The organism is Amycolatopsis sp. A133 (assembly GCF_031082405.1).
Classification (GTDB): Bacteria; Actinomycetota; Actinomycetes; order Mycobacteriales; family Pseudonocardiaceae; genus Amycolatopsis.
Genome location: NZ_JAVHJU010000072.1, coordinates 1 through 1154, shown reverse-complemented (window position 1 = coordinate 1154; position 1154 = coordinate 1). Strand labels below are relative to the sequence as shown.

1 protein-coding gene is annotated in these 1154 nt (G+C 70.0%); it reads right to left on the bottom strand.

Annotated elements, in window-relative coordinates:
• Positions 1 to 29: 29 nt before the first annotated feature.
• Positions 30 to 1037 carry a hypothetical protein gene (locus tag Q5425_RS43145; RefSeq protein WP_308678235.1) on the bottom strand — a complete coding sequence of 336 codons (1008 nt, stop codon included), beginning with the start codon at positions 1035 to 1037 and terminating at the stop codon, positions 30 to 32.
• Positions 1038 to 1154 lie beyond the last annotated feature (117 nt).

Sequence of the window (1154 nt, the reverse complement as noted above, 5' to 3'; positions counted from 1 at the left end):
GTAAGGCGGGTTCTAACCCGCCTTACCACTCACGACTGCGGTGGGCGGCACTGTCGGCAAGTCGGGGCCCGGCTTCCTGCCGGGGACCAGCCCTCGCGCGCGAGGACTTTGCGCACCTCGGCCGCCACCGCGCACGGTGAGGTGTGCACGTCCTGCCAGCCGTAAACGAGACGTGCTCGGCCGGCGAGCTCGGCGGCGTTGTCCCTGCGACGGTCGCGGAATGCGACGCCGCCGGTGGCGTGCGTGGCCCGGCCATCGAGCCGGATCGTGACCGCGGCGCCGTGGACGTCATAGGTGACGTCTTCCCACAGGGTCTTCCCGTCGACGGCGAAGGGGGTCTGCCGTTCGCCGCGAGGCAGCCCGTGCCGGTCTTCGACGCTTTCGAGGTATTCGACTTCCAACGCCGACATCAGCCCGTTGGCGACCAGGGCGAGCCCGCGGCGAACGGCGGCACGATAGCGGTACGGCGGCCGCAGCAGGAGGCAATCCCGGACGTCCCCGACGGCGACCGGGCTCCGGCTCACGAGATCGACGACGAGCAGTGTCGCTTCGCGTGCGGTCGGCTGTGAGACCGCCAGATCGAGGATCGTGTCGGGCAGGCGGGTCCGAGCCGGCGTGGCCACCAGCGTCGTGTACCGCAGCGCCCGGGAGCGGTGGACGACGACGAGGGGACGCTGCGAGATCGCGGAACTGGTGTACGGGACGGTGATCTCCACCGGCCGGTCTCCCCGGGGGATCAGGCCCCATTCCTCCGCCGCCGTGTGGTGACTGAGGACGGCGTTCGCGCCGCCGTAGAGCAAAGCCGCGAACAGCCGGGCGGGCCGGGGCAGCTCGCCGGTGAACGTCGCGTAGACCCTCGGGAGCACGCGTTGCCAGCGACCGGCCTCAAGGTTGGCCTCGATGTCCGCTTTGGTGTGGCCGTACGAGCGGAGCTGTGCACCGCTGACGACACCGTGCTGGGCGTCGAGCAGCGGTGGCCAGCTGGGGCGGGCCACGTCCGGTAGCCGGTCGGCCGACCAGCGTGGGTGCAGGGGCATGATCCGACGATGGCGCCTTCAGGCGCGCGGCGGGGAGCGCTCCGCAAATCTGTGGACAACCAGAACTGATGTGGATAAGTGTCGTGAGTGGTAAAGCGGGTTAGAACCCGCTTTACA

Bases quoted from the DNA above. Each gene is read 5' to 3' on its own strand.
- Q5425_RS43145 (WP_308678235.1), bottom strand. From the start codon at position 1,037: ATGCCCCTGCACCCACGCTGGTCGGCCGACCGGCTACCGGACGTGGCC.